Source organism: Falsirhodobacter sp. 1013, assembly GCF_051195255.1.
Classification (GTDB): Bacteria; Pseudomonadota; Alphaproteobacteria; order Rhodobacterales; family Rhodobacteraceae; genus Falsirhodobacter.
Map to the genome: position 1 here is coordinate 337,881 of NZ_JBNJLK010000001.1, position 25,112 is coordinate 362,992.

Consider the following 25,112-nt stretch of genomic DNA (forward strand, 5'->3'; position numbering starts at 1 on the left):
GTCGGGGCGGCACCTCCGCCCCGTTCTTGACGCGACACGGGCCCCCGGTGATCCCGGAGGCCCTTTCGTTCGCGCCTCAGCGGCCCAGCGGCATCCGGAACGACACGCCAAGGGCGATGTCGCCATCGGTGTCGTCGCCAAAGCTCGCCTCCACCTGCGCGTCCAGAACAGCGTCGCCGCCGAAGTGCCGCGACCAGCTTGCGCCCAGTCCGTAGACGGTCCGGTCCATACCCGCGCCGCCGATCGTGACCGCCTGCCCGTCGAAGCGGGCGGTGATGTCATCGGCGCTGCCGTCCATTCGCGTGACGGCGGCATAGCCGCGCAAGGCGTCCGCGCCGCCCAGTGCCACGGGAAGACCCGCTTCCGCACGGATGTAGTGGCTGTCGACATCGCGACCCTCCACCCGCGTGTCCAGACGCGTCAGGTCGTAGCCGTCCAGCGCGTTGCGGCTCCACCCGCCCTCGGCCGCCAGATCGAAGCCGACGCCCCCGGCCTGCGGCGTGCGCAGCCGCATCGTCACGCGGCCCGCGACGCCCGCGACGTCGCCGTCCGCGCCTGCGGTTCCGGCGATGTCCTCGCCCTCGGTCCGGCCCGCGAAGGCCATGGCCGTGGCGGTCAGGCGGTCGTTCGTCAGGCCAAGGCGCAGGCCCGCCACCTTTGCCGTCACGTCGCCGCTTTTCGACAGGCTGACAAAGGCGCCCGCGGTGCCGCCGCCCAACGGCAGGTCATAGCCCACGACACCCAGCGCCAGCGAGCCGTCATGATCGCCGTCCTGCCCGCGCCCGGCGGTCCACAGGCCCTCGCCCATCGGGGCGGCCAGAACCTGACGCGACAGGCCGTAGGACAGCGTCTGCGTGTCTCGATCTTCGGCGCGCAGGGCGTCATCCTCCAGCAGGACGATGGCCGAGGCGCCGACGATGGCGGTGCCCGCCGTCGTGACCGTCTCGATCTCCGATCCGAACTCCAGACGCTCAAAGGCGACGTAATTCACCTCCAGCGTGTCGGCGCCCTCGCCCATCTCGATCGCGCCGTCGATCTGGGAGCCGTCGTTCAGGACCAGCCGATCCTCCCCCGCGCCAAGGTTGACGGCCGTGCCGTCGCGTCCGGTGATCGTGCCCGTGTTGATCACCGTCTGCGCGCCGGTGTCGGCCGGATCGGTGTTGATCCCGATCGCCCCTTCGATCCGCCCGCTGTTGGTCACGGTCGACGCGTCGGTGCTGGGATCGAAGTCGATGCCGTCCTGGCTGCCCAGCGCCAGGATCGTGCCCGTGTTCCGCACCGTTCCGGAATCGAGGTCGATGCCGTCCTGTTCGCCCCCGTTGGACAGGATGGTGCCCGCGTTCACGATGGTCGCGTTCCGGCCGGCGTTGATCCCGTCATCCCCGGCCTGGATCGTGCCGTGATTGTAGACGGTGGTGTCATCCTCGTTGGCATTGACGCCTTCACCCACCGCCACGACCACCCCCGGATCATCGTTGAAGAACTCGCTTCCAGCCCCGATCTGGATCCCGTCATCGGCGCCCGTGACCGTGCCGTAGTTGGCGACCGCGCTGTTGTCGCCCACGTTGATGCCGTCCTTGCTGGCGCGGATCGTCCCGCTGTTCCCGACGAAGCTGTTGTTCTCCGTCTGGATGCCGTCCCCTTCGACCAGCACCGCGCCCGACGCATCAAAACGTCCGGCCGTGATGGTGCCGGTGTTTTCCGCGATGCCCTCGTCATCGTCGATCTTGATGCCATCCTCGCCCGAGGTGATGCTGCCGGCATTGGTGGCCTGCCCGCGCAGACCTTCGATGCGGATGCCATCCTCGCCCGCGGTGAGGGTTCCCCCCTCCATGTTGGTTACGCTGGAATCGTCGCCCTCGATCTTGATGCCTGCGGCACCCCCCGTGATCGCACCGCTGTTGATGACACGCGACAGGCCCTCGGTCTGGATGCCGTCATCAGTGGCGGTGATGACGCCCGAGTTGTCGACCACTGCGCCGGCGTTCAGGTTGATCCCGTCCTTGCCCGTGCTTTCGATCGTGCCGGTGTTGGTGACCGTGGCGTCGTCACCCCCCTGGATCGCGTGATCGAAGGCCGACCGCACCGTGCCCGCATTCGACAGCGTGCCACCGTCCCCAAAGCGGAACGCCTGCGCCTCCGCCGCCTCCACCTGTGCGCCGGACTGGATGATCAGCGTTGCGTCGTCCAGGTCCTTGTCCACGAGACCGGTGCCGGAACCGGAGCAGGTCACGCCGCTGGCCGAGGATTCGCAGGCCGACTGGGCAAAGGCCGCGCCGGACAGCGCCGTGGCGCAAAGAAGGGTGAAGGTCAGGCTCGCAAGCCGCGAAGGCAACAGGGGAAGAGGCACCGGAACAGGATCCTTGCTGGCAGGGGAACGCCTTCCTGTAGGGCCGCAAGGTCACACGGATGTGACAAGGGCGCGCCGCAGGATGCGGCAACGCGCAGGCTTGCCGAAGTGGCACAGGGTGCCGGATACCTTCGGTCGGCCACCCGGCATCTGGGGGAGACGTGCATGACACCGCAAACCAAACGCGCCCCGGGCTCCGTGGCCGAGGTCTTCGGGGCCTTCCTGAAGCTGGGCCTGACCTCGTTCGGGGGGCCGGTCGCGCATCTGGGATACTTCCGGGACGAGCTGGTGATCCGCCGCCGCTGGCTGGACGAGGGCGCCTATGCCGAACTGGTGGCGCTGTGCCAGTTCCTGCCGGGCCCCACCTCCAGCCAGGTCGGCTTTGCGCTCGGGCTGGGGCGCGCGGGCTGGGGCGGTGCGCTGGCAGCGTTTGCGGCCTTCACCCTCCCCTCGGCGTTGGTTCTGGTGGCGCTGGCCCTGACGGCTGCGGCCGTGGACGGGGTGGCGGCGGCCGGGCTGGTCCACGGGTTGAAGATCGTGTCCGTGGCCATCGTGGCGCAGGCCGTCTGGGGCATGGCGCGGTCTCTGTGCCCGGATCGGGACCGGGCGGCCATCGCCGTGGCGGCCGTGGTGCTTCTGGCCGTGATCTCGGGCCCGGCCGCCATGCTGGGCGCGATCGGAATGGGCATGGCGCTGGGCCTGTGGCGGGTGCCCGGCGCAAGTGCGGCGGGGCCAGCCCTTGCCTTCCCCGTCACGCGGGCGGCGGGGCTGGGGGCACTGGCGATCTTCGTTCTGCTGCTGGTTCTGCTTCCCGCGCTGCACGGACAAGGTGCCGCCTTCGCGATGATCGACAGCTTCTATCGCGCGGGATCCCTGGTCTTTGGCGGCGGGCATGTGGTGTTGCCGCTTCTGCAGGCCGAGGTGGTGGCGACGGGCCGGGTCACCGAGGATGTGTTCCTGTCGGGCTACGGGCTGGCGCAGGCCGTGCCGGGGCCGCTTTTCAGCTTTGCCGCCTGGCTGGGCGCGGCGATGGCCGGCGTTCCGGGCGCGCTGCTGGCGCTGTTGGCGCTGTTCCTGCCCGGCTTCCTGATCCTGATCGCGGCCCTTCCCGGCTGGACGTGGCTGCGGCGCGCCGTATGGACGCATTCCGCCGTCGCCGGGGCCAACGCGGCGGTGGTGGGGGTGCTGGCATCGGCGCTGTACGATCCCGTCTTCACCACCGGCATCACCGGCCGGACGGATTTCGCGCTGGCGCTGGTCGGGCTGGTCGCGCTGACACTGTGGAAGGTGCCGCCCTGGGCCGTCGTGGCGCTGGGCGCGATGGCGGGTGTGGGGCTTGCGCTGGTGGCATGAAAAAGGCGCCCCGAAGGGCGCCTTTCCGCGTTCGTGATGGGGTCAGCCCGCCATGGGCAGGACGCCCGGACCGACCGGCAGGTTCAGGAAGTAGAAGATCGCGATCATCACCTGCCACAACCCGAAGAAGATGAAGGCATAGGGCAGCATCAGGGCGATCAGCGTGCCCAGCCCCGCCTCGGGCTTGTAGCGGCGCAGGAAGCCCAAGGCCACGAACACGTAGGGGTTCGTCGGCGCCAGGATGTTGAAGGCGCTGTCCGCCACGCGATAGGGCAGCTGGATGAACCCCGGATCATAGCCCAGCTGCATCAGCAGCGGCACGAAGATCGGCGCCTCCAGCGCCCACTTCGCCGAACCGGAGGTGATGAAGAACTCCAGCACGGCGCTCAGGCAGGAATAGGCCAGAAGCAGCGGGAAGCCGGTGAAGTTGATGTGCACCAGCAGTTCGGCCCCGTTGATCGCAAGCCACGTGCCAAGGTTCGACCAGTTGAAATACGCGATGAATTGCGCCGCCGCAAAGACCAGCACGATGTAGGGCGCCATGTCCGCGATGGAGGCGGTCATGCGGTCCACCACGTCCTTGGTGCTGCGGATCGCGCCCACCGTGATCCCGTAGGCCAGCGCCACGGTCACGAAGAAGGCGAAGATGATCGGCACGATGCCCGACAGGAAGGGCGACGGAACCAGCCCGCCCGCCGGGTTGCGCAGCGCCGATCCGGGCCAGGCGATGGCAGTGATCAGCAGCGCCAGGAAGACCAGCGCCGCGATCCCCGCGTTCCGCAGGCCACGGCCGGAATTCTCGGCCTCGGGCGCCACCTCGATCTCCACCTCGGATTCGCGGCCCGCGAACTTTGGCGCGATGATCCGGTCGGTGATGAAGGCGCCGGCCAGCGTCAGCACGAAGACCGATACGATGTTGAAGTACCAGTTGGCCACCGGCGTCACCACGGCGGTCGGGTCGATGATCGACGCGGCCTCGGTGCTGATGCCGGCCAGAAGCACGTCCGTGCCCTGGATCAGCAGGTTGGCGGTGAAACCCGCGCCGGAACAGGCAAAGCCCGCGACGAAGCCCACGGCGGGATGGCGGCCAATCTCGCGGAAGATCAGCGCGGCCAGCGGGGGCAGCAGAATGATCGACGCGTCGGAGGCGATGCTCATGCAGATGGCGGCAAAGCAGGTGATCAGGGTGGCCAGACGCGCGGGTGCCGCCATCATGATCCGCCGGATCAGCGCGGTCAGCAGCCCCACCCGTTCGGCCAGACCGATGCCCAGCATCACCGTCAGCACGAGACCCAGCGGCTTGAAGCCCACGAAGTTGTCGATGAGCGAGCTGAGGATGTAGAGAAGCCCCTCGGCGGACAGGAGGCTGCGCACGGCCACCTCCTCGCCCGAGGCGGGAAGAACCACGCTGGCGCCAAGGCTGGCCCCCAGCGCCGACAGCGCCGCGACCAGAACGGCCAGCACGACGAAGATGATGAACGGGTCGGGAAGCTTGTTTCCCATCCGTTCGATGGCGTTCAGAAAACGGTCCCCCCGGCCGGGCGGGGGGGGCGGGGCATGCAGCGACGCGCTCATGTTCGGTGTCCTTCTTGGCAAGGGGTCAGATCAAAGCGACATGAGCGCGATCGGCGGCTTCGTTCCGTCCGGCAGCGGGCTGGTGTAGCCTTTCGGCCCCACGCGCCGCGCCAGATCGGCCTTGGCCCGCTCGATCAGCGTCGGGTCCGACAGGGCGGCGACCGCCGTGCCCGCCATGATCTTGGCGGCGTGCGTCATGCCCTTGTGCGCGGCGGGCGCCTTGCCTTGCGCGACCATCTGCCAGGAATGCAGCGGGGTGCCGATGGCGGCCGTCGCGACCATGGCCTGCACCAGCGGCACCACCCACGACACGTCGGACACGTCGGTGGACCCGCTGATCGGTGGCTTGGGGTTGCCGGCCGGCAGCAGGAAGTCGCACAGGATCCTGTCCTCCTGCACCGGGGCGTTGAAGCGGGCGAAGACGTCGCGCTTCTCTTCCTCGGACAGGGTGGCGCGGATCTCCTCGGCAAAGGCGCGGTCGGATTCGTCGAAGGGGACCGGGCCCAGGCGTTGCAGTTCCGCTTCCATCGCCTCCATCAGCGGGGCGTTGGCGATCAGGTTGGACACGGCGCTCAGCACCTCCGGCTCCACCCGTGTTTCGGTCATCAGCGCGGCGCCTTCGGCCACCTTGCGGACGCGGTCCACCAGCTTGACCATGTCGGGCAGTTGCGGCGCACGCACGGAATAGCGGACGCGGGCATAGGGCTGCACTACGTTGGGTGCGATGCCGCCGCCGTTGATCATGGCGTAATGCACCCGCGCGTCTGACGGCATGTGTTCGCGCATGTAGTTCACGCCCACATTGGTCAGTTCCACCGCGTCCAGCGCCGAACGGCCCAGATGCGGGGCGGAGGCGGCGTGCGACGCGCGGCCGTGGAAGGCGAAGTCGATGCGCGTGTTGGCCAGCGACCCGCCCCCCTGCACGTCCGTCAGGCTTTCGGGGTGCCAGGTGATCGCGATGTCCACGTCGTCGAACAGGCCTGCCTTGACCATGAACGCCTTGGCGCCGCCGCCTTCTTCCGCAGGGCAGCCATAGTAGCGGACGCGACCCGGCGCGCCGGTCTGTGCCAGCCAGTCCTTGACCGCGGCCGCCGCCAGCAATGCCCCCGCGCCCAGCAGGTTGTGGCCGCAGCCATGGCCGTGACCGTCGGGCTCCACCTCCGAATGCTCGGCCAGACCGGCCTGCTGGCTCAGCCCCGGCAGGGCATCGTATTCCCCCAGGATGGCGATGACGGGACCGCCCTCGCCCGCTTCGCCGATCACCGCCGTGGGAATGTCGGCCACCCCCGCGCGGACGCGGAATCCTGCATCCTCAAGGGCTTGCTGATGCAGGGCCACCGACTTCGTTTCGGTGTAGCAGGTTTCGGGCACGGCCCAGACATCGTCGCTGAGTTGGATCATGCGGGCGGCGTTCGCCTCCACCAAAGTCCAGATTTCCGCTTCGTTCTTCATCATGGCCGTGTCCTTCCGTTACGTGAGGGGGACACTGCAAGGAACCGTTCCTGATGCAAGGGACGGCCCGCATCAACCGCCCCGCTGGCCAAAGCTCCACAGGCCCCCCAGGGCTGATGCCTTCGATTTAATCGTACTGCCCAACTGATAAGCAATGAATTAAATCACAGGCGGCGGGCCTTACGGAACGGCGAAGGGCGCAAGGCGGGGCCAATCGAACTGCACCCCGGTTCCCGCAACATCCGGGGCGACGCAGTGCAATCCATCCAGCACAAGCGGACGGGTCGTGTAGCGGTCGATCGGGAAGGAATGCACCTCCACCCACCCCGCATTGGGTTGCGCGCCCACAAGGCTGACATGCAGCTCCTGCATTCCGTGGGAACAGACGGGGATGCCGTGGGCCGCGCACAGTCGGGCAGCGCGCAGCCAGCCGGTGATGCCCCCGCAGTTGGAGGCGTCGGGCTGAAGATAGGCGCAGCGCGATTGCGCCACGGCGTATTCGAATTCGTGGATCGTGTGCAGGTTCTCCCCCATCGCCAGCGGGATGCCGGTGGCCTCGAAGATGCGGGCGTAGCCTTGGTAGTCGTCGGGGACGATCGGCTCCTCGAACCAGGTCAGGTTCAGGGGGGCGAAGCCGCGGGCGGCGTGGATCGCCTCCTCGACGCTCCACCCGTAATTGGCGTCGACCATGAAGGCGCGGTCGGGGCCCAGCAGATCACGCACCGCCTCGGCTCGGGCGAAGTCGTCGCGCATGTCCGGCTGACCAACCTTGATTTTCACCGCGCGATAGCCTTCGTCCAGAAAACCCTGCACGTTGGCCAGCAGCTTTTCCAAGGGGAAGTTCAGGTCGATGGCCCCGCGATAGGCGCGGCTGCGGTTCGACGCGCCCCCGGCCATGCGCCACAGCGGCCGATCCTCGTGCCGCCCCTTCAGGTCCCACAACGCGATGTCGATGGCCGAGATGGCGAAGGACGCGATCCCGCCCCGCGCCACGTAATGCACCCCCCATTGCATCGCGTCGTAAACGCCGTCGATGTCGGCCGCGTCCCGCCCAAGGACAAGGGGGCGCAGGTCGTGGTTCACCATGGCCCGGATCGCGTGCCCCCCCTTCCCGCCGGTATAGGTATAGCCGGTGCCCGTTTCCCCGTCCTCGGCCGTCAGGGTCACGGTGACCAGTTCGAAATGCGTATGCTCACCGTGTTTGGCGTCGGCCATCACCTCGTCCAGGGGCACGCGGAACAGGCGGCATTGCAGGTCGGTGATGCGGGGCATGAAACACCTCAGGTCCTGGTGGCAGGGCGCGACAGCCGTGCCTGAAGAAGGATGACGATCAAAAGAAACGCGCCACGGATGACGGATTGCCAATGGGCCGACAGGCTGAACGTGCCGCGCCCGTTTTCGAAGTTCAGAAGGTTGAGGACGAGGCCGAACAGAAGCGCCCCCGCCACGGTGGCCGGGATCGATCCCATGCCCCCCGTCAGAAGCGTGCCGCCCACCACCACGGCGGCGATGGCCGCCAGTTCCCAGCCCGCCCCTTCCAGCGGCTGCCCCGCGCCATAGCCTGAGGCAAGGAAGACCCCTGCCAGACCCGCGCAGGCACCGGAAAACACATAGGCGAAGACCTCGGCCCGGCGGGTCTTCAGGCCCATCAGGTGGGCCGCTTCCGCGTTGCCGCCGATGGCCAGGATCGTGCGGCCCAGCGATGTCCGCTCCAGCACGATCCAGGCGGCGATCACGACGGCAAGGGCCAGAAGGATCGTCCAGGGCAGAAGGCCTACCACCTTGTTCATGCCCAGCTTCGTGAAGTCCGACGACCAGCTGACGGGGACCGCGCGATTGTCCGACAGCCACAGTGCCACGCCCTTGGCCGCCAGCATGGTTGCGATGGTCGCCATGAAGGGCGGCAGGCGCAGCCCCGTGATCAGGAGGGCGTTCAGCGCACCGATCGCAAGGCCGGTGGCCAGCCCGCCGGGCAGCGCCACCACCAGCCCCTGCGGCGACAGGAAGGCCGCCACCACGCTGGACAAGGCGGCCACCGCCCCCACCGACAGGTCGATCCCGCCCGTCATGATCACAAGGCACATCCCGACCGAAATCAGGATGAACATGGAGTTGTAGCCAAGGAACGAGGACAGGTTGTAGGCCGAGGCGAAGTTGTCGTAGCGCAGCACCCCGAACAGGAGCAGCGCAGCCAGCGCCACCCACACCGCCAGATGCGCGCCACCGCCCAGACGGCGCAGGGGGGTTCCGGTCATGCCAAAGGTCATCACACCCTCCGTTCCCGTTGCAGCCAGACCGCGACGATGATGATGCCGGCGGTCACGATCAGCGTCGCCTCGTCCGGGACGCCATTGGCGACCAGCGTGTAGTGCATCAGCTGGATGAACACCGCGCCCAGAAGGGTGCCAAGGATCGGCGCCCGCCCGCCCGACAGCGCGGCCCCGCCCACGACCGAGGCCGCGATGGCGTCCAGTTCCATCAGCTGCCCGATCCGCGCGGCGTCGGCGGCCGAATTGATGGCCACGACCATCAGCCCCGCCAGCCCCGCCAGCGTGGCCGAGATCACGTAGGTCACCATCTTCACGCGCGTCACCGGCACGCCCGCCAGGAGCGCCGCCCGTTCGTTCCCGCCGATGGCCAGAAGGTAGCGACCATAGACGGTGCGCCGGACGGTCCACGCGATGATCAGCACCAGCGCAAGGGCGATCCAGCCCTGCACCGGCAGCCCCAGCACGCGGCCCGTTCCCAGCCACGCGAAGGAGGGGTTGTTGAAGGTCTGAAGGTTGCCGTTGGTCATCACCTGCGCGATCCCGCGCCCCGAGATGAAGAAGATCAGCGTCGCGATGATCGGCTGCACGCCGACAAGGCTGATGAGCGTTCCGTTGAACAGCCCGCACAGCGCCGCGGCGCACAGCGGCAGCACGATGGCCGCCGCCAACCCCACCCCCGGATGGGCCACGCCCCAATCCGACAGGAACAGGATCGGGGCCAGCGCCCCTGCAACGGCCATGACCGCGCCCACCGACAGGTCGATCCCGCCCGAGGCGATCACCAGCGTCATGCCCAGCGCGACGATGGCGATGGTCGACACTTGGCTTGCGTTCACGGCCAGCGTTTGCAGGTTCAGGAAGTTCGGCGTGATCGCCACGTTCAGCACCAGAAGCACCGCCAGCGCGACGATCAGGCCGATCAGCCGGGTGTTCAGCCCCCGGCGCATCAGGACGCCCCCGCCGCAATGGCGTTGATCAGGCTGTTTTCGGTCACGCCCGGGTTGACCAGGCGGCGCGTGCTGCGGCCGTCCTGCATGACGACGATCTCGTTCGCTCCCTCGATCAGCTCCTCGAACTCCGAGGAGATGAGGAGCACGGCGCAGCCCTTGGCCACGCGGTCGCGGATGATCGCCTGGATCTCGCGCTTGGCGCCGACATCCACGCCGCGCGTCGGTTCGTCCAGGATCAGGAGGCGGGGCTCGACCGCCAGCCACCGGCCCAAAAGGACCTTCTGCTGGTTGCCGCCCGACAGTTCGCGGATGGGCTGGTCCATGTCCGCCGTCTTGATGCCCAGCGCCTTCACGAAGTCGGTCACGATGCGGCGTTCGCGGTTTTCGTCCACCACGCCCATGCGGGACAGGCGGGGCAGCAAAGCGAGCGTCAGGTTTTCGCGCACGGACAGGTCGGGGATGATGCCTTCGGTCTTGCGATCCTCGGTCAGGAAGGCGATGCCGGCGCCGATGGCGTCGCGCGGGCAGGACAAGCGGCAGGGTTGGCCGTCCATGCGGACCTCCCCCTCCGTTTGCCGGTCCATGCCGAAGATCGCGCGCGCCGCCTCGGTCCGGCCCGACCCCAGAAGGCCGGCCAGCCCCACGATCTGCCCCGACCGCACCGTCAGATCCAGGCTCCGCAGCCGCCGGTCCGACGCAAGGCCGCGCGTGTCCAGCACGACGTCCCCGTCCGGATCGGTGTCGAGGACCAGATCGGTCCGGCCCGCGGCGCGGATGTCCTCGGCGCTGCGGCCCAGCATTCCGGCGATGAGGTCGAGCTTCGTCGTGTCCGCGATCCGTGTCGTGCCCGTGGTGCGCCCGTCGCGCAGGATGGTCACGCCGTCGCAGATCGCGAACAGCTCCTCAAGGAAGTGGCTGACGTAAAGCACCGCCGTGCCCTGGGCGCGCAGCTGCCGGATCACGCCAAACAGCACCTCGACCTCCCGCTCGTCCAAGGACGACGTGGGTTCGTCCATGATCAGCAGGCGTACGTCCATCGAGGCGGCCCGGCCGATCGCCACAAGCTGCTGGATGGCGGTGGGATAGCTGCCCAGGGGGCGGTGCGGGTCGATGTCGATGCCCAAACGCGACAGAACCTCGCGCGTGCGGGCTTCGGCCGCCTTCCAGTCGATCATGCCAAAGCGGGTGCGGGGCTCATAGCCCAGCACGATGTTCTCGATCACGGTGCGCTGCGGCACCAGCGTCAGTTCCTGGTAGATGGTGGCAATCCCGGCCTCCTGCGCGTCGCGGGGGGAGCGCAGGTCCACCTCCCGCCCCTGCCAGCGGATGGTGCCGCCGTCGCGCCGGTACACCCCGGTGAGGATCTTGATCAGGGTGGACTTGCCCGCCCCGTTCTGCCCGACGATCGAGTGGACCTCGCCCGCGCCGATCGTCAGTTGCCCGTCGGACAGCGCCGGCACACCGCCGAAGGCCTTGGTGATGCCGGTCATCTGAAGAAGCGGTTCCGTCATGCCTGCGCCACATCCTGAAAAGAAAGGGGCCGCGGAAACCCGCAGCTCCAAGACCAAGGGTCAGTAGGCTTCGCCGATATGCTCGGCGGCGTTTTCGGACGTGAAGATGCGGTCCTCCACGCGGATCCACGGCTCGATCGTCTCGCCTGCGGCGTAGCGCTTCATCGTGTCGCAGGCCAGCGGGCCAAAGAACGGAGAGCTTTCCACCGTGACGCCCATCTTGCCGTCGATGATCGCCTGAAGCGCGTCGCGGGTGCCGTCGATGGACACGACCGTGACATCCTCGCCGGGCTTGCGGCCGGCGGCTTCCAGCGCCTGGATCGCGCCGATCGCCATCTCGTCGTTGTGGGCGTAGACGATGTTCACGTCGGGATGGGATTGCAGCAGCGTTTCCATCACCTTGCGCCCTGCGTCGCGCGCAAAGTCGCCCGAACGGCTTTCCACGATCTCGAAACGGTCGTCGGCCGCGATCTTGTCGTCAAAGCCCTTCTTGCGGTCGTTGGCGGGGGAGGATCCGGTGGTGCCTTCCAGTTCGATGATCACCCCCTTGTCGCCCTTGAAGTTGGCGGTCAGCCAGTCGGCCGCGCGCCCGCCCTGTTCCACGAAATCGGACCCGAGGAAGCTGACGTAATCCCGCCCGGCCACGGCCACCGACTTGTCGACCGACCGGTCCACGAGGAAGGTCGGAATGCCCTGCGCCTTGGCGCGCATCACGGCCGGGATCAGGGGGCTTTCCTCACGCGGGGGAAGGAACAGCACGTCGATGCCCTGCGCGATCATGCTGTCCACGTCGGCCACCTGCTTGGCGGCCGAACCACCGGCGTCGGTCACGACCAGATCCCAGTTGCAGCCCGCGGCGGCGTCCTCGAAGCTTTTCGTCTGGGCGATGCGCCAGGGGTTGTTGCTTTCGGTCTGGGCGAACCCGACCTTGTAACGGTCTTGCTGTTCCAGCGGCGGCAGGCCCTGCGCCATCGCCAGACCCGTCATCGACAGCGTCGCGGCCACGGCCGCGGCACCAAGCAGGATGCGTCGTTGCATGTCTTCCTCCTCCCAAAGGGTGCGGCCCCCTCCGGCCGCACGATGATGATGGGCCCTCCTCAGGCCCAGTTGACGTACATCGTCTTCTTGCGCAGATACCCGTCGAACCCGTGTTTACCGTCCTCCCCGCCAAGCCCGGACAGCGCCATCCGGAATGGAAGCCTTGCACCCGTTCGCCGTTGACGCGGTTGCAGTAGATCTCAGCACGCCCGGCGGGATGCCCGCCGTTTCGGCGAAGGCCGCCAACCCCGACAGCGGCGTGAAGTCATGCGCCCTCAGGATGAAGCTGTTGCGGGCCACCAAGGCTGGCCCGATCTTGCGCCCCGCCAGCGCAGAGGGGTAGTTCCAGGCTGTCGGCCCCAGAACCACGCCATGGGGCAGACGGCGGATCTGGATTTCCTCATCCGGTGCGTCCGAGGGGAGGATTTTCCCCTCGATCCGCCGCGCCTGTTCGGCGGATAAGCGCAGGAAGTTTTCGGTCCCCCCAGTCTCTCCCCGTGCCTGATCCAGGGGCTTGCCCTGTTCGGCCACCACGATGTGGGCCAGAAGGTCGGCATGCTGCCGCACCTGATCGGCCAAGGCGGCCACGGCCCGCCCCCGCTCGACCGCCGGACGTGCGGCCCAGGCGGGCTGCGCGCGCCGCGCGGCGTCAAGCGCCACCTCGGCCACGTTCGCACCCCCGGCGGGTGTGCGGGCGATCAGGGCCTCATCGGCGGGATTTTCGACCTCGTGCCAATCGGCCGCGTCACGGATCCAGCGGCCCTCGACGAACATACATGCCGTCGCCGGTCGGTGGTCCGTCAGCAACTGGTTTAACACGTTCAGCACGAATCGCCGCCTTTGGTATGACCATGTTTGCTAGATTAGCGGGCAATTCTCGCGTTCATCAACAAATTTGTTCCACTATACAGATAAATAAACCCCTTGAAGCCCTGTCCGAAGCCAATATGATCATACCAAACAACAAGGACCAGCCGATGACCACCGCCTCTTCCACCAACAACCGCACGCGCGCCTCGGACGCCGTTGTTCACGGACTGGAGGCGCGGATTGTGTCGGGCGACATTGCAGACGGCGCCCCCCTGCCCCCCGAACGTGACCTGATCGAGACGTTCGGCGTCAGCCGCACCGTGGTGCGCGAGGCGGTGGCGACGCTGGCCAGCCGGGGGCTGGTGGAAAACCGGCCGCGCTTTCGCCCCGTGGTGCGGCGGCCGGGCGTGGATGCGGCGCTGGCCGCCGCGAACGGTGTGGTCGGGCATCTTCTGGCCAACAGCGGCGGGGTGAAGAACCTTTACGACACGCGCATCTTCCTGGAAGCGGCGCTGGTGCGCCAGGCGGCGCTGACTGCGCGCAAGGACGATCTGGAAGCGCTTCGTTTGGCCCTCGCCGCGAACGAGGCGGCGATCCCCGACAGCCACCAGTTCTACAGCACCGACGTCGCGTTCCACGCCGTGCTTTATGACATTTCCAGGAACCCGATCTTTCCGGCGATCCACAAGGCCTTCACGGGCTGGCTGGCGCCGCACTGGGTGAAGATGCCCCGCTCGCCGGAACGCAATCGCGTCAACTTCCTGCGCCATTCCGACATCTTTGTCGCGATCCGCGACCGTGATCCGGATGGGGCCGAGGCGGCGCTGACCTCTCATCTGCACGCCGCGTGGGAATATGTCCGCGGCACCTTCACCGAGGAATGAGGACCCATGGCACGCGAGGATTTCGACCATATCGTCGTGGGCGGCGGATCGTCGGGCTGCGTGGCGGCGGCGCGCCTTGTGGAAAACGGCGGCGGCCGCGTGCTGCTGCTCGAAGGCGGGCATTCCCACCGGCACCCGCTTCTGGACATGCCGCCGGGGATCTTCCGGATGATCAACGGCTCCAAGTTCATGCACTACCACACCACGGAACCGCAGCCGCACCTGAACGGGCGGGCCCATGACATCCCGCAGGCGAACGTGCTGGGGGGCGGATCCTCGGTCAACGCGCAGGTCTACATGCGGGGGCGGCCGTCGGATTACGACGCATGGGACGCGCAGCTTCGGGGCAACAACGACGGCGCGGACTGGTCGTGGACCGCGGTGCTGAAGCACTTCCGCGGGATGGAGGACAACAACCGCCTGTTCAACGACCTGCACGGCGTCGGCGGCAAGATGCAGGTGTCCGACCCTGGCCATATCGACCAGATGTCGCGCTGGTTCGTGCAGGCGGTGCAGGCCATGGGCCAGCCGTTCAACCCGGACTTCAACGGCGCGTCGCAGAACGGGGTCGGCTTCTACCAGTTCATGAACCGGCATGGGCGCCGGTCCTCCGCCGCCTATGCCTTCCTCGCGCCGCTGGACGGTGATCCGCGCCTGTGTGTGCGGCTGGAGGCACGGGTGGAGCGTATCCTGATCGAGAACGGACGCGCGGTCGGCGTGATCTGGCGCGACAAGGCCGGCATCGAACACCGCAGCCACGCGCAGGGCGAGGTGGTGGTGACCGCCGGCGCACTGATCACGCCGAAGCTTCTGATGCTGTCGGGGATCGGTCCGGCGGATCATCTGCGCGCTCACGGGATCGAGGTTCGGGCCGACCTGCCCGGCGTGGGCCAGAACCTGATCGACCATCCGGAGGTGCCGATCATCGCGACCGCCAACGGCCCCTACGGCTATTTCGGGCAGGGCAATGGCTGGCGGATGGTGATGAACGGCCTTCAGTTCCGGCTGTTCGGCACGGGCCGCATCCTGTCGGCGGGTGTGGAGGCCGGGGCCTTCGTCAACCCCGTCGATCCCGCCGCCGAACCGACGATCCAGGCGTTCTGCGTGCCGATCGTTTATCTGGACCGCGACACGCTGTCCTTGGTGGAAAACACGCACGGGCTGACCGTGACCACCGTCGTGGTGAAGCCCAAGTCGCGGGGCGAGGTGCGGCTGCGATCCGCCAATCCCGCCGACAAGCCGTTGGTCAGCCCCAACATGCTGAAGCACCCCGACGACATGGCGACGATGATCGCGGGCCAGCGCTATTTCCTGCGGGCGTTCCAAACCTCCCCGCTGGCCGAGCGGATCAAGCGGCTGGCCGTGCCCGATCCCGAACAACTGGACGACGCGGCGCTGGCGGATCACTGCCGCCGCTTCGTCAAGACGAACTACCACCCCGCCTCCACCGCGCGGATGGGGGCGGATGGCGACCCGATGGCGGTGCTGGACGCACGCATGCGGGTGCGCGGGATCCAGGGGCTTCGGGTCGCCGACATGTCGGCGGTGCCTGACATCAACGCCGGAAACACCAATGCGCCCGCCATGATGCTGGGCGACCGCTGCGCCGAGTTCATCCTGAACCCTGCCTGAACGGGCGCTTCAACAAAACGCTTCCTCCGCTTCTTACAAACATACTAGTATTGTCGAAGAATCAGGAGGCGGCGGGATGGAACAGGAAGCGCGTCAGCGGCGACCAAGGCGTGTCGGTGCCATGACCGCGGCGGCGCGGTCGCGGGCCGAGCAGCCGCGCACCGCCAGCCTGATCCACCGCGAGCTTCACGACGACATCGTGGCCTTCCGCCGCAAGCCCAACGACCCCCTGCCCGAGCGTGAGTTGCTGGAGCATTTCGGCGTCAGCCGGACCCCGCTGCGCGAAGCGCTTCTGCGGCTGGCGGATGAAGGGCTGGTCGTCATCTACCCGCAGGTGGGGACCTTCGTGGCCCGCATCCCGCTGCGCGTTCTTCATGAAAGCATCATGATCCGCCGGGCGCTGGAACTCGTCATGGCCGAGGAAGCGGCGGCGCGGGTGGACGACGCCGTCCTGGCCCGCCTGGACGCCAATCTTGCGGCGCTGGACGCGGCGCGGCGCGATGGCGACACCGACGCCTTCCACCGCACCGACACCGAGTTCCACCGCATCATCGGAGAGCTGTCGGGCCGCCGCACCATCATGGCGACGGTGGACACGGTGCGCGCGCAGATCGACCGCTACCGGCTGACGACCCTGCCACAGGCGGGGCGGCTGGCCCGCGTGGTGCGCGAACATGGCACCATCCGCGACGGGCTGGCCGCCCGCGACGGCGCGGCGACGGCGCAGGCCATGAACCTGCACATCGGGCAGATGCTGACCGAGCTCGACACCGCCGGCAGCGCCCACCCCGACTATTTCTTGGACGACTGGGAGGAACAGGCGTGACGGATCTTTTCAATCTTTCGGGCCGCGTGGCCGTGGTCACGGGGGCGAACACCGGCATCGGACAAGGCATCGCCGTGGCGCTGGCCCAGGCGGGCGCCGACGTGGTGACGGTGGGCCGGTCCCCGACCGACGAGACGCGCGCGATGCTGCCCGAAGGCACGCGCCACCATGACATCCGCACCGACCTGTCCACCGCCGCGCCCGCCGCCGGCATCGTGGAGGAGGTGGTGTCGACCATGGGCTGCATCGACATCCTCGTGAACAATGCGGGCATCATCCGCCGCGCCGACGCCGTGGACTTCACCGAAGCCGACTGGGACGCGGTGATGGACACCAACCTCAAGTCCCTGTTCTTCCTGTCTCAGGCGGCGGGCCGCGCGATGATCGGACAGGGATCGGGCAAGATCATCAACGTCGCCTCGCTTCTGTCCTTTCAGGGCGGCATCCGCGTGTCGTCCTACACGGCGGCGAAAAGCGGCGTGGCGGGACTGACGAAGATCCTCGCCAACGAATGGGCGGCCAAGGGCGTGAACGTGAACGCCATCGCCCCCGGCTATATCGAGACGAACAACACGACGGCCCTGCGCGAGGATCCAAAGCGCAGCGCGGACATCCTGGGCCGCATTCCGGCGGGGCGCTGGGGACGGCCGTCGGACATGGGCGGGGCGGCGGTGTTTCTTGCATCCTCCGCGTCCGACTACGTGAACGGGATCACCCTGCCGGTCGACGGAGGATGGCTCGCCCGGTGACCGCAACACTGGGAGGGGAGGCCCGGCGATGCAATACGAGTTCAACTTCGCGGCCCTTGCGCCCTACTGGCAGAACTTCCTGTCGGGCGCCTGGGTGACGGTCCAGCTGACGGTGGCCTCGGTCGCCTTCGGCATGGTCATCGGGGTGCTGTGCGCGGTGGCGCGCCGGTCCCGTCTTCGCAGCCTTCAGACGGTTGCGGGTATTTATATCGAGACGGTGAGGAACACGCCCTTCATCGTGCAGATCTTCTTCATCTTCTTCGGCCTGTCGTCTGTCGGGCTGCGGATGCCCATCCTGTGGGCCGCCATCTTCGCGCTGGTCATCAACGTGGGCGCCTACACGGCCGAGATCGTGCGCGCCGGCATGGACGCCATCCCGCGTGGCCAGATCGAGGCGGCCGAATCGCTGGGCCTCACGAAATTCCAGATCTATCGCGACATCATCCTGATGCCCGCGATCGAGAAGGTGTACCCCTCGCTCACCAGCCAGTTCGTGCTGATGATGCTGACCACCTCCATCGCCTCGCAGATCTCGGCCGAGGAGCTGACGGGCGTCGCCAACAACATCCAGTCCAACACCTTCCGGTCGTTCGAGACGTATATCGTGGTGGGCCTTCTGTACATCGCCATCACCTTCGCGATGCGGGGCGCGTTCTGGGCCATCGGGCTGGTCGCCTTCCCCCGTCAGCGCAAGCTGGGGGTGCAGTGATGGACGGATTTTCCCAAGGCCACCTGATCTATCTTCTGAACGGCCTTCTGTGGACGGTGGTGCTGTCGGCCTGCGCGCTGCTGCTGGGCGGGATCGCGGGGTTCGTGGTGATGCTCGCCCGCATCTCGCGCCGCCGATGGCTGCGGCGGGTGTCGCTGGGCCATGTCCAGATCGTGCAGGGCACGCCGCTGCTGATCCAGATGTTCCTGATGTATTTCGGCCTTGGCGTGGCCGGGGTGGAGGTTCCGGCCCTTGTCGCGGCCTCGCTCGCGATGATGGTCTACTCCTCGGCCTATCTGGGGGAGATCTGGCGCGGCTCGGTCCTGTCGATCGAGAAGACGCAGTTCGAGGCCGCCGAGACGCTGGCCTTGACCCGCTGGCAGACGCTGGTCGACGTGATCCTGCCGCAGGCCGCCCGCATCGCCACGCCGCCCACGGTCGGCTTCACGGTGCAACTGGTGAAGAACACCTCGCTCGCCTCCGTCGTGGGGTTCCTGGAGCTGACGCGTTCGGCCCAGGTCATCAACAACTCTCTGTTCCAGCCGTTCCTCGTCTTCGGGATCGCGGCGGCGCTGTATTTCGCCGTCTGCTACCCGCTGTCGCTGTGGAGCCGCACGCTTGAAAGGAAGCTGAATGCCGGCCGTCGTCACGCTTGAGAATGTCGTCAAACGGTTCGGCGCGCTGGAGGTGCTGAAGGGCATTTCCTTCGACATCGAGCCCGGACAGGTCGTGGCGCTGATCGGCGCCTCCGGCTCGGGCAAGTCCACGGCGCTGCGCTGCATCAACCGGCTGGAGCGGATTCAGGGCGGCCGGATCGAGGTCTGCGGCCACCGGGTGGAGGACGAGGCGCTGGACCCGCGTGTGCTGCGGCAGGACGTGGGCATGGTGTTCCAGTCCTACAACCTGTTCCCGCACATGACGGTGGGGCAGAACGTCATCCTCGCCCTGAAGCGGGTGAAGCGGATGTCGAAGGCCGAGGCGCTGGAGGTGGCCAGACGCGTACTGCTTCAGGTGGGGCTGGCCGAAAAGATCGACAGCTATCCCGAACAGCTTTCAGGCGGGCAGCAGCAGCGCGTGGCCATCGCCCGCAGCCTTGCCATGTCGCCCAAGGTGATGCTGTTCGACGAGGTCACCTCGGCCCTTGATCCGAAACTGACGGGCGAGGTGCTGCGCGTGATGGAGGATCTGGCCCGCGGCGGCATGACGATGGTCGTCGTCACGCACGAAATGGCCTTCGCCCGCCGCGCCGCCGACAAGGTGATCTTCATGCATCAGGGCCACGTCCACGAGGTGGGCGGCCCGGACATCCTGACGACCCCGGGAACGCCCGAACTGCGCGAGTTCCTGGACCACGACTTGTAACCGTCCGGCGGGGAGGCCGGACCGAAAGGGAGGAAAAACGATGAAACTAACACTGATGGCGACGGCCTTCGCGCTTGTGGCCGGGGCGGCCCATGCCGACCTGCAGCAGATCAGGGACGCGGGGCGCATCCGCATCGCCGTGGCGATGGGCATCCCGCAATATTCCTACATCGACGGGTCCATGCAGCCCACGGGATCGGACGTGGAAACGGCGAAGCTGATCGCCAAGGATCTGGGCGTCGACCTGCAACTGGTGGAAATCACCAACGCGGCCCGCGTGCCCACCATCCAGACCGGCAAGGCCGATCTGGTCGTGTCCGCCCTTGGCATCACCGAGGAACGCAAGCAGGCCATCGACTTCAGCGTTCCCTACGCCACGCTGGCCATCGTCGTGGCCGCGCCCGAGGATGTGGAGATCACAGGATACGATGATCTTGTAGGCCAGCGCGTCGGCGTGACCCGCGCCACCACCAACGACCAGGACCTGACCGCCAACGCCCCCGGCGCCGATATCCTACGCTTCGAGGATGACGCGACGCTGATCACCGCCGCCGTGTCGGGCCAGATCGACATCCTGTCCAGCCAGTCCGCCGTGATCGGCGGCATCAATGCCAAGCGCAGCGGCACCCCGATGGAGATCAAGTTCGTCCAGAAGGAAACGAACCTTGGCGTGGGCCTGCCCAAGGGCAATCCCGAGCTTCAGGCCTGGGTGAACGACTGGATCACCACCCATTTCGCCGACGGCACGCTGCGCGAACTGTTCACCCGGTTCCACGACCGCGACCTGCCGGACGATCTGACCTCGCGCTGATCCTGTGCCGGGCGCGGGAAGCGCCCAGCCTCTTTTTCAAGGGACACACGCCATGAAAGCCGCCTTCTACACCGGCCACAAGACGTTCGAGATCCGCGACATCCCCCGCCAGCCCCCGAAGGCGGGCGAGGTGGAGGTGCGGGTCGCCTATAACGGCATCTGCGGCACGGACATGCACGCCTATCACGGGGCGATGGACGCACGCATCGGCCACAACCGCGTGCTGGGGCACGAAACCTCGGGCACCATCGCCTCGGTGGGGGACGGCGTCGATCTGCCGATGGGCGCGGCCGTCGCGATTCGTCCGCTGGCGCCTTGCGGCGACTGCCCGGCCTGCAATGCGGGGCTTGCCCATATCTGCCACCGGCTGAAGTTCCTCGGCCTCGACACCGACGGGGCGCTGCAGGAATATTGGACGGTTCCGGCCCATGCAGTGCACCGCCTGCCCGAAGGGGCCAGCCTGGAACACGCCGCCCTGACCGAACCCGTCGCCGTCGCCTGCCACGACGTCCGCCGCGGACGGGTGCGGGCGGGTGAGGATGTTCTGGTGATCGGCGGCGGCCCCATCGGCCTGCTGATCGCGATGGTGGCGCGGGAAGCGGGCGCGAAGGTGATCCTGTCCGAGGTGAACCCCCACCGGCTGGGCGTGGCGCAAGCGCTGGGCTTTGCCACCCTGAACCCCCGGGAAACCGACCCCGTCGCGCATGTGACCGACGCCACGGGCGGCAAGGGCGCGGATGTGGTCTTTGAAGTGTCGGGCACACAGGCGGGCACCGACTTGATGACGGACGTGGCCGCCAGCCGGGGACGGATCGTGATGGTCGCCATCCACACCACGCGCCCGCAGGTGGACCTGTTCCGGTTCTTCTGGCGCGAGCTGGAACTGATCGGCGCCCGTGTCTACGAGCCCGAGGATTTCGACGCCGCCATCGACCTTCTGGCGCGCGGGGTCATCGACGCGAAGACGATGATCACCGGGATCCGCCCGCTGGAGGAGGTGTCGCTGGCCTTTGCGGATCTGGACACGGACGGCCATGCCATGAAGACGCTGGTGCAGGTCGGCTGAGGGCGACCCTTCTGTCTGCGGGCCGGACCGCAGACAGTTTTTTCTTGCGTTATCCGGAACAGGGCCGTATCGCTGTTGGTGGGACACCCTTCCCCAACGAAGGGCGTATATCTGTAAGGATAACATCAATGGCTTTCCAAGCTCCGGCCACGCGTCCGGCAAACCCGCGCTTTTCTTCCGGCCCCTGCGCCAAGATCCCCGGTTTCTCCCTCGACATGCTGTCCGACGCGCCGCTGGGCCGTTCGCACCGTGCCGCCGTTGGCAAGTCCAAGCTGGCCGAGGCGATCGACCTCACGCGTGAGGTTCTGGGCGTTCCTGCAGATTACCGCATCGGTATCGTTCCCGCCTCCGACACCGGGGCCGTTGAAATGGCGCTCTGGTCGCTGCTGGGCCCGCGCCCGGTGGAAATGCTGGCTTGGGAATCCTTTGGCGAAGGCTGGGTCACCGACGTGGTCAAGCAGCTGAAGATCCATGCCGAGGTCAAGAAGGCCCCTTACGGCGAGATCGTGGACCTGAACACGGTCGATTTCGACAAGGACGTGGTCTTCACCTGGAACGGCACCACCTCGGGCGTGCGGGTGCCGAACGGCGACGCGATCCCCGCGAACCGTCAGGGCCTGACGATCTGCGACGCGACCTCCGCCGCCTTTGCGATGGACCTGCCGTGGGACAAGCTGGATGTCGTCACCTTCTCGTGGCAGAAGGTGCTGGGCGGTGAAGGCGGTCACGGCGTCCTGATCCTGTCGCCCCGCGCGGTCGAACGTTTGGAAAGCTACACCCCGTCCTGGCCGCTGCCGAAGATCTTCCGCATGACCAAGGGCGGCAAGCTGATCGAGGGCATCTTCAAGGGCGAGACGATCAACACGCCGTCGATGCTGTGCGTGGAAGATTATCTGGTCAGCCTGAAATGGGCGCAGAACCTTGGCGGCCTGAAGGCGCTGATCGCGCGGTCCGAGGCGAACGCCAAGGCCGTGACCGATTTCGCCGCCACGCGCCCGTGGATCGCGAACCTTGCCGTCGATCCGGCCACCGCGTCCTGCACCTCGGTCTGCCTGAAGTTCACGGATGACCGCATCAAGGACGATGCGGCCTTTGCCAAGGCCGTGGCCAAGCGGCTGGAAAAGGAAGGCGTGGCCTTGGACGTCGCGGCCTATCGCGACGCCCCGGCGGGCTTGCGGATCTGGTGCGGTGCCACGGTGGAAACCGCGGACGTCGCGGCCCTGATGCCGTGGATCGAATACGCCTTCAACACGGAGATCGAGGCGCAGTAAGCGCCTCTCTCCCCTCCCCCCTCAAAGATAAGGAGCCTGCCATGGCCCCCCGCGTTCTCGTCTCCGACGCCCTGTCCGAAACCGCCGTCCAGATCTTCCGCGACCGCGGGATCGAGGTCGACTATTTGCCCAAGCTCGGCAAGGACAAGGAAGAGCTGGCCCGCATCATCGGCCAGTATGACGGCCTTGCGATCCGTTCGGCGACGAAGGTCACCGACAAGCTGCTGGAATCCGCCACGAACCTGAAGGTCATCGGCCGTGCCGGGATCGGCGTCGACAACGTGGACATTCCCGCCGCGTCCAAAAAGGGCGTGATCGTGATGAACACGCCCTTTGGAAACTCCATCACCACGGCCGAACATGCGATCGCGATGATGTTCGCCGTCGCGCGCCAACTGCCCGAGGCGTCGGCCTCCACCCATGCCGGGAAGTGGGAAAAGACCCGCTTCATGGGGGTGGAGCTGTTCAACAAGACGCTGGGCGTGATCGGCGCGGGCAACATCGGCGGCATCGTCTGCGACCGCGCGCTGGGCCTGCACATGAAGGTCGTGGCCTACGATCCCTTCCTGTCGGACGAACGCGCGGCCAAGATGGGCGTGCAGAAGGTGGAACTGGACGAACTGCTGGCGCGCGCCGACTTCATCACCCTGCACGTGCCGCTGACCGACAAGACCAAGGGCATCCTGAACGCCGAATCGCTGGCCAAGGCCAAGCCCGGCGTCCGCATCATCAACTGCGCCCGCGGCGGCTTGGTGGATGAGGCCGCACTGGCCGAAGCGCTGAAATCCGGCCATGTCGCCGGCGCCGCCTTCGACGTGTTCGAGACGGAGCCCGCGACGGAGTCCCCCCTCTTCAACCTGCCGAACGTGGTGGTCACGCCGCATCTTGGCGCCTCCACCACCGAGGCGCAGGAAAACGTGGCCCTTCAGGTGGCCGAGCAGATGTCGGACTACCTGCTGACGGGTGCCGTGCAGAACGCGCTGAACATGCCGTCCGTCACGGCCGAGGAAGCCAAGGTCATGGGCCCGTGGGTGAAGCTTGCCTCCCACATCGGCACCTTCATCGGCCAGATGACGGACGAGCCGATCACGGCGATCAACGTCCTTTACGACGGCTCCGTATCGCAGATGAACCTGGCCGCGCTGAACGCCGCCGCCATCGCGGGCATCATGAAGGTCGCGAACCCCGACGCCAACATGGTGTCCGCCCCCGTGGTCGCGAAGGAACGCGGGATCCAGATCTCTACCACCCGTCAGGAAAAGTCGGGCACCTTTGACGGCTACATCAAGGTGACCGTGGTGACGAACGACCGCGAACGGTCGATCGCGGGCACCGTCTTCTCGGACGGCAAGCCGCGCTTCATCCAGATCAAGGGCATCAATGTCGATGCCGAGATCGGGGCCCACATGCTTTACACCACGAACGAGGATGTGCCGGGCATCATCGGCCTTCTGGGCACGACGCTGGGCCAGCACGGCGCGAACATCGCCAACTTCACGCTGGGCCGCGCCGCCGCCGGCAAGCAGGCCATCGCCGTGATCTATCTGGACGAGCCGCTGAAGGCCGACGCGATCGAGGCCCTTCAGGCCACCGGCAAGTTCCAGCAGGTGCGTCCGCTGGCCTTCGACGTGGCTTGACCTTCGCGCACCGCGCGCTTCTATCGGGACCGGAGCCTTGGCTCCGGTCCTTTGCGTTGGAGACGACATGCACATCTATGCCATCGGCGACATTCACGGCCAGATCGACCTTCTGCACGCCGCGCATGACCTGATCGCACAGGACATGGCCGCACACGGGGCCGCGCCGGTGGTGCATATCGGCGATCTGGTGGATCGCGGGCCGGATTCGGCGGGTGTGGTGGAGCTTCTGCGGGCGGGGATCGCCGCCGGACAGGACTGGATCGTGCTGAAGGGCAATCATGACCGGATGCTGTCAGGCTTTCTGGACGATCCCGAATGGGCCGATCCGGGGCTGCGGGCCGATTACAGCTATCTGCATCCGCGCATCGGCGGTGCCACGACGCTAGCCAGCTATGGTGTCCTGAACGCCGGCGACCGCCCTGTTGCCAAGGTCCACGCCGAGGCGGTGGCCGCCGTTCCGCAAGCGCATCGCGACTTTCTCGCCTCCCGCCCTGTCGGCTTCCAGCGCGGCGGGTGCTTCTTCTGCCATGCGGGCATCCGCCCTTCCGCCTCGCTGGGCGCACAGACCGAACAGGACCTGTGCTGGATCCGCCGCGGCTTTCTTGAGGTGACGGAGCCGTTCGAGGCGCTGATCGTGCACGGCCACACGGCCATCGACCACGCCACCCATTACGGCAACCGCATCAACCTGGACAGCAGCGCCGCCTATGGCGGTCCTCTGTCGGCCGTCGTCATCGAGGGGCGCGAGGCGTTCCTTCTGACGAAGACCGGCCGCAAGCCGATTCCCGCCGACACGCCACGCGCGGGTTGACCTTCGGGCCCCGGAAAAGCAAGGGTCCCCGCGGACGTCCGG

General features: G+C 67.3%; 22 protein-coding genes. 13 read left to right on the plus strand and 9 right to left on the minus strand.

Going from position 1 to position 25,112, the window contains the following annotated elements; genetic code table 11:
- Positions 1 to 76: 76 nt before the first annotated feature.
- A complete protein-coding gene (locus ACSHZY_RS01810) occupies positions 77 to 2,350 on the minus strand; it encodes a hypothetical protein (RefSeq protein WP_435164553.1) in 2,274 nt (757 codons plus the stop codon).
- A gap of 165 nt (positions 2,351 to 2,515) precedes the next feature.
- Here ACSHZY_RS01810 and chrA point away from each other — a divergent pair, with 165 nt between their 5' ends.
- Positions 2,516 to 3,703, plus strand: a complete 1,188-nt coding sequence (gene chrA, locus ACSHZY_RS01815) for a chromate efflux transporter (RefSeq protein WP_435164555.1) — start codon at positions 2,516 to 2,518, stop codon at positions 3,701 to 3,703.
- A 42-nt stretch (positions 3,704 to 3,745) separates the two neighbouring features.
- Here the strand turns inward: chrA and ACSHZY_RS01820 are convergent, their stop codons facing one another.
- The 8 genes from ACSHZY_RS01820 to ACSHZY_RS01855 form a co-directional block, all read right to left on the minus strand.
- Entirely contained in the window at positions 3,746 to 5,278 is a 1,533-nt protein-coding gene (locus tag ACSHZY_RS01820) for an AbgT family transporter (protein ID WP_435164558.1), read from the minus strand.
- A 30-nt stretch (positions 5,279 to 5,308) separates the two neighbouring features.
- Positions 5,309 to 6,733, minus strand: coding sequence for a M20 family metallopeptidase (locus tag ACSHZY_RS01825; RefSeq protein ID WP_435164561.1), 1,425 nt, complete (start codon positions 6,731 to 6,733; stop codon positions 5,309 to 5,311).
- Between the two features lie 177 nt (positions 6,734 to 6,910).
- Positions 6,911 to 8,002 carry a mandelate racemase/muconate lactonizing enzyme family protein gene (locus tag ACSHZY_RS01830; protein ID WP_435164563.1) on the minus strand — a complete coding sequence of 364 codons (1,092 nt, stop codon included), beginning with the start codon at positions 8,000 to 8,002 and terminating at the stop codon, positions 6,911 to 6,913.
- 8 nt (positions 8,003 to 8,010) lie between these two features.
- Positions 8,011 to 8,997, minus strand: coding sequence for an ABC transporter permease (locus ACSHZY_RS01835; RefSeq protein WP_435164566.1), 987 nt, complete (start codon positions 8,995 to 8,997; stop codon positions 8,011 to 8,013).
- The gene (locus tag ACSHZY_RS01840; RefSeq protein ID WP_435164569.1) at positions 8,997 to 9,947 is read right to left on the minus strand and encodes an ABC transporter permease; all 951 of its coding nucleotides are present in this window, start codon (positions 9,945 to 9,947) and stop codon (positions 8,997 to 8,999) included. The genes ACSHZY_RS01835 and ACSHZY_RS01840 overlap by 1 nt, the downstream gene beginning before the upstream one ends.
- Positions 9,947 to 11,461, minus strand: coding sequence for a sugar ABC transporter ATP-binding protein (locus tag ACSHZY_RS01845; RefSeq protein WP_435164572.1), 1,515 nt, complete (start codon positions 11,459 to 11,461; stop codon positions 9,947 to 9,949). The genes ACSHZY_RS01840 and ACSHZY_RS01845 overlap by 1 nt, the downstream gene beginning before the upstream one ends.
- 60 nt (positions 11,462 to 11,521) lie before the next feature.
- Positions 11,522 to 12,499, minus strand: coding sequence for an ABC transporter substrate-binding protein (locus tag ACSHZY_RS01850; RefSeq protein ID WP_435164574.1), 978 nt, complete (start codon positions 12,497 to 12,499; stop codon positions 11,522 to 11,524).
- Between the two features lie 114 nt (positions 12,500 to 12,613).
- A complete protein-coding gene (locus ACSHZY_RS01855) occupies positions 12,614 to 13,327 on the minus strand; it encodes an aldehyde dehydrogenase family protein (RefSeq protein WP_435164576.1) in 714 nt (237 codons plus the stop codon).
- A gap of 149 nt (positions 13,328 to 13,476) precedes the next feature.
- Between ACSHZY_RS01855 and ACSHZY_RS01860 the strand changes: the two genes are divergently transcribed.
- From ACSHZY_RS01860 to ACSHZY_RS01915, 12 genes are all read left to right on the plus strand, one after another.
- Positions 13,477 to 14,193 carry an FCD domain-containing protein gene (locus tag ACSHZY_RS01860; protein ID WP_435164578.1) on the plus strand — a complete coding sequence of 239 codons (717 nt, stop codon included), beginning with the start codon at positions 13,477 to 13,479 and terminating at the stop codon, positions 14,191 to 14,193.
- Between the two features lie 6 nt (positions 14,194 to 14,199).
- On the plus strand, positions 14,200 to 15,825 hold the full coding sequence (locus tag ACSHZY_RS01865; protein WP_435164581.1) for a GMC family oxidoreductase: 1,626 nt from the start codon (positions 14,200 to 14,202) through the stop codon (positions 15,823 to 15,825).
- 76 nt (positions 15,826 to 15,901) lie between these two features.
- Positions 15,902 to 16,651: a GntR family transcriptional regulator gene (locus ACSHZY_RS01870; protein ID WP_435164584.1), complete on the plus strand. Its 750-nt coding sequence runs from the start codon at positions 15,902 to 15,904 to the stop codon at positions 16,649 to 16,651.
- Complete coding sequence (kduD, locus tag ACSHZY_RS01875) at positions 16,648 to 17,400, plus strand: 2-dehydro-3-deoxy-D-gluconate 5-dehydrogenase KduD (RefSeq protein WP_435164587.1); 753 nt, start codon at positions 16,648 to 16,650, stop codon at positions 17,398 to 17,400. The genes ACSHZY_RS01870 and kduD overlap by 4 nt, the downstream gene beginning before the upstream one ends.
- Positions 17,401 to 17,428: 28 nt before the next feature.
- Complete coding sequence (locus ACSHZY_RS01880) at positions 17,429 to 18,109, plus strand: amino acid ABC transporter permease (protein WP_435164589.1); 681 nt, start codon at positions 17,429 to 17,431, stop codon at positions 18,107 to 18,109.
- On the plus strand, positions 18,109 to 18,765 hold the full coding sequence (locus ACSHZY_RS01885) for an amino acid ABC transporter permease (protein WP_435164592.1): 657 nt from the start codon (positions 18,109 to 18,111) through the stop codon (positions 18,763 to 18,765). Before ACSHZY_RS01880 ends, ACSHZY_RS01885 begins: the two co-directional genes overlap by 1 nt.
- The gene (locus ACSHZY_RS01890) at positions 18,743 to 19,471 is read left to right on the plus strand and encodes an amino acid ABC transporter ATP-binding protein (protein ID WP_435164595.1); all 729 of its coding nucleotides are present in this window, start codon (positions 18,743 to 18,745) and stop codon (positions 19,469 to 19,471) included. Before ACSHZY_RS01885 ends, ACSHZY_RS01890 begins: the two co-directional genes overlap by 23 nt.
- 40 nt (positions 19,472 to 19,511) lie before the next feature.
- Complete coding sequence (locus ACSHZY_RS01895) at positions 19,512 to 20,282, plus strand: transporter substrate-binding domain-containing protein (protein ID WP_435164598.1); 771 nt, start codon at positions 19,512 to 19,514, stop codon at positions 20,280 to 20,282.
- 52 nt (positions 20,283 to 20,334) lie between these two features.
- Positions 20,335 to 21,348 carry a zinc-dependent alcohol dehydrogenase gene (locus ACSHZY_RS01900; RefSeq protein ID WP_435164601.1) on the plus strand — a complete coding sequence of 338 codons (1,014 nt, stop codon included), beginning with the start codon at positions 20,335 to 20,337 and terminating at the stop codon, positions 21,346 to 21,348.
- Positions 21,349 to 21,476: 128 nt separating this feature from the next.
- The gene (locus ACSHZY_RS01905; RefSeq protein WP_435164603.1) at positions 21,477 to 22,619 is read left to right on the plus strand and encodes a phosphoserine transaminase; all 1,143 of its coding nucleotides are present in this window, start codon (positions 21,477 to 21,479) and stop codon (positions 22,617 to 22,619) included.
- Between the two features lie 41 nt (positions 22,620 to 22,660).
- On the plus strand, positions 22,661 to 24,256 hold the full coding sequence (gene serA, locus ACSHZY_RS01910) for a phosphoglycerate dehydrogenase (protein WP_435164606.1): 1,596 nt from the start codon (positions 22,661 to 22,663) through the stop codon (positions 24,254 to 24,256).
- A 67-nt stretch (positions 24,257 to 24,323) separates the two neighbouring features.
- Complete coding sequence (locus tag ACSHZY_RS01915; protein ID WP_435164609.1) at positions 24,324 to 25,070, plus strand: metallophosphoesterase; 747 nt, start codon at positions 24,324 to 24,326, stop codon at positions 25,068 to 25,070.
- The last annotated feature ends 42 nt before the right edge of the window (positions 25,071 to 25,112 follow it).

Bases quoted from the DNA above. Each gene is read 5' to 3' on its own strand.
- chrA (WP_435164555.1), top strand. From the start codon at position 2,516: ATGACACCGCAAACCAAACGCGCCCCGGGCTCCGTGGCCGAGGTCTTC.
- ACSHZY_RS01820 (WP_435164558.1), bottom strand. From the start codon at position 5,278: ATGAGCGCGTCGCTGCATGCCCCGCCCCCCCCGCCCGGCCGGGGGGAC.
- ACSHZY_RS01825 (WP_435164561.1), bottom strand. From the start codon at position 6,733: ATGATGAAGAACGAAGCGGAAATCTGGACTTTGGTGGAGGCGAACGCC.
- ACSHZY_RS01830 (WP_435164563.1), bottom strand. From the start codon at position 8,002: ATGCCCCGCATCACCGACCTGCAATGCCGCCTGTTCCGCGTGCCCCTG.
- ACSHZY_RS01835 (WP_435164566.1), bottom strand. From the start codon at position 8,997: ATGACCTTTGGCATGACCGGAACCCCCCTGCGCCGTCTGGGCGGTGGC.
- ACSHZY_RS01840 (WP_435164569.1), bottom strand. From the start codon at position 9,947: ATGCGCCGGGGGCTGAACACCCGGCTGATCGGCCTGATCGTCGCGCTG.
- ACSHZY_RS01845 (WP_435164572.1), bottom strand. From the start codon at position 11,461: ATGACGGAACCGCTTCTTCAGATGACCGGCATCACCAAGGCCTTCGGC.
- ACSHZY_RS01850 (WP_435164574.1), bottom strand. From the start codon at position 12,499: ATGCAACGACGCATCCTGCTTGGTGCCGCGGCCGTGGCCGCGACGCTG.
- ACSHZY_RS01860 (WP_435164578.1), top strand. From the start codon at position 13,477: ATGACCACCGCCTCTTCCACCAACAACCGCACGCGCGCCTCGGACGCC.
- ACSHZY_RS01865 (WP_435164581.1), top strand. From the start codon at position 14,200: ATGGCACGCGAGGATTTCGACCATATCGTCGTGGGCGGCGGATCGTCG.
- ACSHZY_RS01870 (WP_435164584.1), top strand. From the start codon at position 15,902: ATGGAACAGGAAGCGCGTCAGCGGCGACCAAGGCGTGTCGGTGCCATG.
- ACSHZY_RS01880 (WP_435164589.1), top strand. From the start codon at position 17,429: ATGCAATACGAGTTCAACTTCGCGGCCCTTGCGCCCTACTGGCAGAAC.
- ACSHZY_RS01885 (WP_435164592.1), top strand. From the start codon at position 18,109: ATGGACGGATTTTCCCAAGGCCACCTGATCTATCTTCTGAACGGCCTT.
- ACSHZY_RS01890 (WP_435164595.1), top strand. From the start codon at position 18,743: ATGCCGGCCGTCGTCACGCTTGAGAATGTCGTCAAACGGTTCGGCGCG.
- ACSHZY_RS01895 (WP_435164598.1), top strand. From the start codon at position 19,512: ATGAAACTAACACTGATGGCGACGGCCTTCGCGCTTGTGGCCGGGGCG.
- ACSHZY_RS01900 (WP_435164601.1), top strand. From the start codon at position 20,335: ATGAAAGCCGCCTTCTACACCGGCCACAAGACGTTCGAGATCCGCGAC.
- ACSHZY_RS01905 (WP_435164603.1), top strand. From the start codon at position 21,477: ATGGCTTTCCAAGCTCCGGCCACGCGTCCGGCAAACCCGCGCTTTTCT.
- serA (WP_435164606.1), top strand. From the start codon at position 22,661: ATGGCCCCCCGCGTTCTCGTCTCCGACGCCCTGTCCGAAACCGCCGTC.
- ACSHZY_RS01915 (WP_435164609.1), top strand. From the start codon at position 24,324: ATGCACATCTATGCCATCGGCGACATTCACGGCCAGATCGACCTTCTG.